The organism is Zooshikella ganghwensis DSM 15267, assembly GCF_000428585.1.
GTDB classification, from domain to species: domain Bacteria; phylum Pseudomonadota; class Gammaproteobacteria; order Pseudomonadales; family Zooshikellaceae; genus Zooshikella; species Zooshikella ganghwensis.
Map to the genome: position 1 here is coordinate 1 of NZ_AUAF01000236.1, position 4,719 is coordinate 4,719.

Annotated in this window: 6 protein-coding genes and 2 pseudogenes; 2 read left to right on the top strand and 6 right to left on the bottom strand. The window is 34.6% G+C overall.

The features are described from left to right. Nucleotides 1-112, top strand: a pseudogene (locus F607_RS35715) (transposase); the annotation flags it as partial. A 303-nt stretch (nt 113-415) separates the two neighbouring features. Here the strand turns inward: F607_RS35715 and F607_RS0124835 are convergent. The 5 genes from F607_RS0124835 to F607_RS0124855 all read right to left on the bottom strand — a co-directional run bounded on the left by F607_RS0124835 (nt 416) and on the right by F607_RS0124855 (nt 3,748). After that, nucleotides 416-772, bottom strand: coding sequence for a DUF2845 domain-containing protein (locus F607_RS0124835; RefSeq protein WP_027710191.1), 357 nt, complete (start codon nt 770-772; stop codon nt 416-418). Nucleotides 773-816: 44 nt separating this feature from the next. Next, a complete protein-coding gene (locus F607_RS0124840) occupies nt 817-1,314 on the bottom strand; it encodes a hypothetical protein (protein WP_027710192.1) in 498 nt (165 codons plus the stop codon). Between the two features lie 132 nt (nt 1,315-1,446). Further along, the gene (locus F607_RS0124845; RefSeq protein ID WP_027710193.1) at nt 1,447-1,782 is read right to left on the bottom strand and encodes a DUF2845 domain-containing protein; all 336 of its coding nucleotides are present in this window, start codon (nt 1,780-1,782) and stop codon (nt 1,447-1,449) included. Between the two features lie 442 nt (nt 1,783-2,224). Next, nucleotides 2,225-2,947, bottom strand: a complete 723-nt coding sequence (locus tag F607_RS0124850) for a type 2 periplasmic-binding domain-containing protein (RefSeq protein ID WP_027710194.1) — start codon at nt 2,945-2,947, stop codon at nt 2,225-2,227. A 405-nt stretch (nt 2,948-3,352) separates the two neighbouring features. Further along, nucleotides 3,353-3,748 carry a hypothetical protein gene (locus F607_RS0124855; protein WP_027710195.1) on the bottom strand — a complete coding sequence of 132 codons (396 nt, stop codon included), beginning with the start codon at nt 3,746-3,748 and terminating at the stop codon, nt 3,353-3,355. A gap of 561 nt (nt 3,749-4,309) precedes the next feature. Here F607_RS0124855 and F607_RS34395 point away from each other — a divergent pair. Continuing rightward, nucleotides 4,310-4,444, top strand: a pseudogene (locus tag F607_RS34395) (glutathione-dependent disulfide-bond oxidoreductase); the annotation flags it as partial. 20 nt (nt 4,445-4,464) lie between these two features. Here F607_RS34395 and F607_RS0124865 read toward each other — a convergent pair. Further along, a partial coding sequence (locus F607_RS0124865) for a transposase (protein WP_027709754.1) occupies nt 4,465-4,719 on the bottom strand: 255 nt, incomplete at its 5' end.

The window sequence follows — 4,719 nt, forward strand, 5'->3', positions numbered from 1 at the left end:
CAAAAAAGTACGCCAATTTGTAGCAAGACAGCAAGGAAAAATAAGCATTTTTCTCTTGCCACCCTATGCCCCTGATCTTAATCCTGATGAACTGGTATGGAATTACATTCGACAGACAGGCACTGCTCGGATGCCACTTAAAAAGGGGGAATCACTGCTAGAAAGAACATTTATCGATTTAGAATTGATTGCACAAAATAAAGCATTAATAAAATCATTTTTTAGAGAAACAACGGTATCCTTTGCTAGTGACTAGGTAGTAACAGGCCCTAGAAGAGGGTTTGTAACAGGGTAATGGCTGACAGCTTCTTCTTTTTAAGAGGGGAGGCTGTAATTGAATTTGCTTGTAAAGTAGGCGCTGAAGGCACCTATTTTAAATATATTATTGGTGATGTGTACGGATATAATTAATAGTTTAATAACGTTTTCCAGTATTTATCTCTTGTAATATACCATTGTCATTAAAAATAAGGTGTTTGTAAAAAGAGCCAGGTTTACCATAGGTCCATTGTTCAACAGTGTAATAAAGCTTTAGACCTTTTTTGAGCCGGTATTGAAGTGGTTTTGAAAGCTTTTCAGGGTCGCCTTTGTAATGCCATTCACGTTCTATAAACTCTTTTGTAATGGGTGCACCGCATTTTTGTATTATAGTACTCTTATCATCTTGAACTTTTACCAAGTTGCTGCCACAGCGCATCATCGTTGAAGCGCTGTATGCGTTATAAGACTGAGTTAATAGTAAAAAAACTAAACTTAATGAGTATTTATTCATTTTAAATGCTCTTGTTGTATACCACAGCGAAAGGTATATACCTTTCAGTAAGGCAGTAACATATAAACGGTAGCAATGAATGCAGATGATAGGGGGCTAATGCCTTTTACAATAGCATCGGGTTTATTCTGTTGATTCCCTGATAACCAAATCCAGCCATTTCTATTGATTTTAGCATTGGGAATATTAGACTGATTGTTTTGAAGCCATACTTCACCTGCAGCATTGATAGTTGCATCTGGCTTTTGATTAATACCTTTATTTATCCAGAGTTTGCCATCCTTTTTTATAATGATGTCATAACCCATTGAGTAATGATTCTTAAGTTTTTTTGTTTCATTATCTACAATAATGGCATTTGGTATTGAACTTGTATTTGAGTTAAGCCAAAGCTGGCCATTATCTAAGATAACGGCGTCAGGCATTTTCGATTGATTTTGGCTTTTCCAAATGTATTCGGCGGAAAAGGCTGTATTCGTCAAAATTAGCAAAAAAGTAAGTTGTAATATTATTTTGCTATTAAGATGTTTAGTATGAATCATAGTTTTAATCTTTACGTATATTTAAAATCAATGATCTTACTTTTTTCTATTTAATAATATGTTTAAAGTCTGTTAATAATTGGTCAATATACTGTTAATTAATTATTAAAGGGTTTTTACTCTAGGGCTCATCTAGTTAATTTTCCAGCGGCCCCCGGTTTGAACACTGCGAACTTGACCATTATGGAAAATGACATACTTGTATAAATCACCTTTTTTGCCATAAGTCCATCGGTTTACAACTTCTTCACTAATACGTACTCTAGTGCCTGTATTATTTAAGTCGTGTTCTTCCGCTACTGTGCCAAGGTTTTCCTTTAGAATTGGTTCTCCACATATATTAAGTACTTCAATTGTACTTTCACCACCTTTGATTAAATATTGACCGCAACGTAAGCTATCTGCATGACTGGTTTGCATAAAAAAGAGCATTGGAGAAAAAAATAAAAACAATAATCGTATATTCATTAGCTAACTCTTTTATTGTAAATAATTTATACTAACATTTGATCTGACCTTAATCTATAGGGCGCCTCTAAAAATGCACTTTTTTCTTAATAGCTGTGTCAGCGCTGTACTCGAATCCTCATGTATTCCTTATACACTGCGGTTCTCCGTGCAGTGCTTCCTTGCTCTTGGAAAAAAATCACTATTTTTAGAGGTACCCTATAGTGAATATTAATAATTAATTATTATATTTTGATAAGAGTTTAAATGAATTGTTAATGGATAATGAGGGGCTGAAAAATTATTTATAAGTTTTCCCTTAAACGTTTTTTTTAAGCGAATTTGTCCAAAGATAGTATAATGCCTGTTGAACACATTAATTTATGCATTACATTGTCAGCGTAATCTATATTCATCGCAAACTATTATTATTTGAACTTACCTTGGAATAATAAAGAGTTTATTATTGAATTGAGTAGTACTGACTACGAATTATGGACTCTACGCGTTTATACGTTCCATCCTTCTTCATTGTTTTTAATGTGGCGGCTATTGGAGCTACGAGTTTAACATGTTTCATGTTCAAGTAGGTAAATACATCGATTTTTAACAAAGTATGAATATAAAATTCAGTTTGAAAGTCTGGATTGTAGGTTATTTCTTCAATAAAGTAGTCAGAAGTGATCAGGTTATCGATTCGTTTTTTATTTAAGAGTTTAAAAAGGGAAGGGTAAGTTGATATGGTATGAATATTAGGTACATTTTTTTCAAGCACTCGAATACCTTTTAATACACCATTCCTATATGGCTTCAAGTCGTTGTAATGAGTAAAGTTTGATATAGGGTTGTGATTTACTATAAAAACAGGAACCTCTAGTATTGGCTCCGGTATTGGCACAAGGTTACCGGTAATTTCAGGATCGATTTGTTTAAGGTTCGCGACCCTTAACACCTCACCATCGCCTTCAGAGTTGGCTCGGGATATACTTCGTCTGTATGCTTCCAGAATAAAAATGGTATGGTAGTGATTTTGCTTAAATGCTTCTTCAAGAATTGCTTGAGCAAGTTTTATGTCAGGGGTTTCAAATGATGTGAAAAAGCGAAGGGTTTGAGGTGCTCCAAACAACTTTGAGCTTAACAGTAATAGAGTGAATAACCAACAATATATTGTATTAATTTTATGCACTTTATTAATTCACTTTATTTGATTCTTTTTTGTTAGTTATAAAAATTATACGATTATTGATCTACCATGCTTAACTATTTTAAAAGACAGCTTTTAAGAATAGAGGCTTTAACCGTTCATATAAGAGGTCTTGTAACTGATATATACCCTTCACAAATGATTTCTAGGTTTTGTTATCTTCACTCTTCACCACAATCACCTATTAATATAGACTCATGGGGCTTCTTCACTCGATGGCCGCACCTAAAAACCATTCGTATTAGGTATGAGTATAGAGGAATTATATAAAAATATAAGGATTTGTAATGCGTTACCAATGGTAATGCTTAAGTAGATTAAGTACTACCAAGACAGAGAGAGGTCGAGACCTCTCTCTATCAGCTTTCTAGCTTAGTATTATAGTGATTAGAATAAAGCAAGAACACACTGACCAAGACGTTGGTCGTACTCTCCTATGCCACTACAGTCACAGTAACTGGGGTAGCCAACAGGGTTGAGATCTCGGGTGCAGGCCCGATTGGGTGGAACTTGGATAGAGCAAGAGCTTTTTATTGAGCGTTTATCAAATCCTTTATGTGTCGCTTCAGAGAGATTATCGATAATACAGTAACCCACCTTGGCATCATAGCGATAACCTTCATCACATGTACAAATACTGGAGTTTCCACAGGGGTTTATGTCCATTGTGCATATACCGCTAGGGCGTTTGACTGCAGCTTTATCTGAATCTGCCATTGCCTGGATGGGAGAGAGAAGCGCTATCATTGTTGCGATGCAGGCACTTTTTAATAAAGTATTCATTGTCATTTCCTTGCGTTTTTATGTTTTTAGAATGCCACCTAATAAAGCGAAATTGCCAGGCTTATTTTAAGTAATGCTTAAAAGTCAACATTTGGTCATGTACGCTTATTTGGTGGAAAATTATACACATAGTTAAGGATGTGTATTTTAAGTTCCCTTTCCGTGTACTATAGTTTTGCGTGCAAATTTATACAACAAATAATGCATGGTTTAATATGACGCTAGTCAATTATATGAATTAAACAATTAAAATTTTGTGAGTGATAATCATAGCAGTTTCAGAAAGCTGTTTTTTGGCTAATTAATCGTTTCCATTCTGTTTATTATTCCGTTAAATAGCCATCTTTCTTTTATAAAAATAAAATTTATCGATAAAAGTATATGCTTAACAAATAGTGCATTGTGGTGGCGAGCTAGCTAATAATTGATCTGGTTTATTTTTGAACGAAAAAAATAGATAAAAGTAAAAAGATGTTTATTAGACTTACCAGAAATAGACGAGTGGGGCGAGAATCTATTAGGCTATTACTCTATAGATGATCATCAATCAGGGCTTTAATAATGGCTGAGTCTTATATACCCCCAAAAGTTTGGCAGTGGAATAAAGAAAATGGCGGAGCATTCGCTAACATAAATAGACCAGTAGCAGGTGCCACCCATGAGAAAGAGCTACCTGTGGGAGAGCACCCCTTAGAAGGTGTCTTAAAAATCAAAATTTAAGCAACTCTTTTGACTAAAATATGCAGCATAGCAATGTGAATCATTGCCTCACTATTTCTCGTTAAAACTTCATAATCTTTAGAATGACGCCTATAGTTGATTAACCATGAAAAAGTACGCTCAACAACCCAGCGTTTTTTTACAACATTAAACCCTTTACCCGCTTTTTCAACGACCTCAAGTATTATGCTACGAGTGATTTCATGGGACTCTTTTACCCATTCAACGACTGGATTACCTGAATAACCGCT

Bases quoted from the DNA above. Each gene is read 5' to 3' on its own strand.
- F607_RS0124845 (WP_027710193.1), bottom strand. From the start codon at position 1,782: ATGAATATACGATTATTGTTTTTATTTTTTTCTCCAATGCTCTTTTTT.
- F607_RS0124855 (WP_027710195.1), bottom strand. From the start codon at position 3,748: ATGAATACTTTATTAAAAAGTGCCTGCATCGCAACAATGATAGCGCTT.
- F607_RS0124835 (WP_027710191.1), bottom strand. From the start codon at position 772: ATGAATAAATACTCATTAAGTTTAGTTTTTTTACTATTAACTCAGTCT.
- F607_RS0124840 (WP_027710192.1), bottom strand. From the start codon at position 1,314: ATGATTCATACTAAACATCTTAATAGCAAAATAATATTACAACTTACT.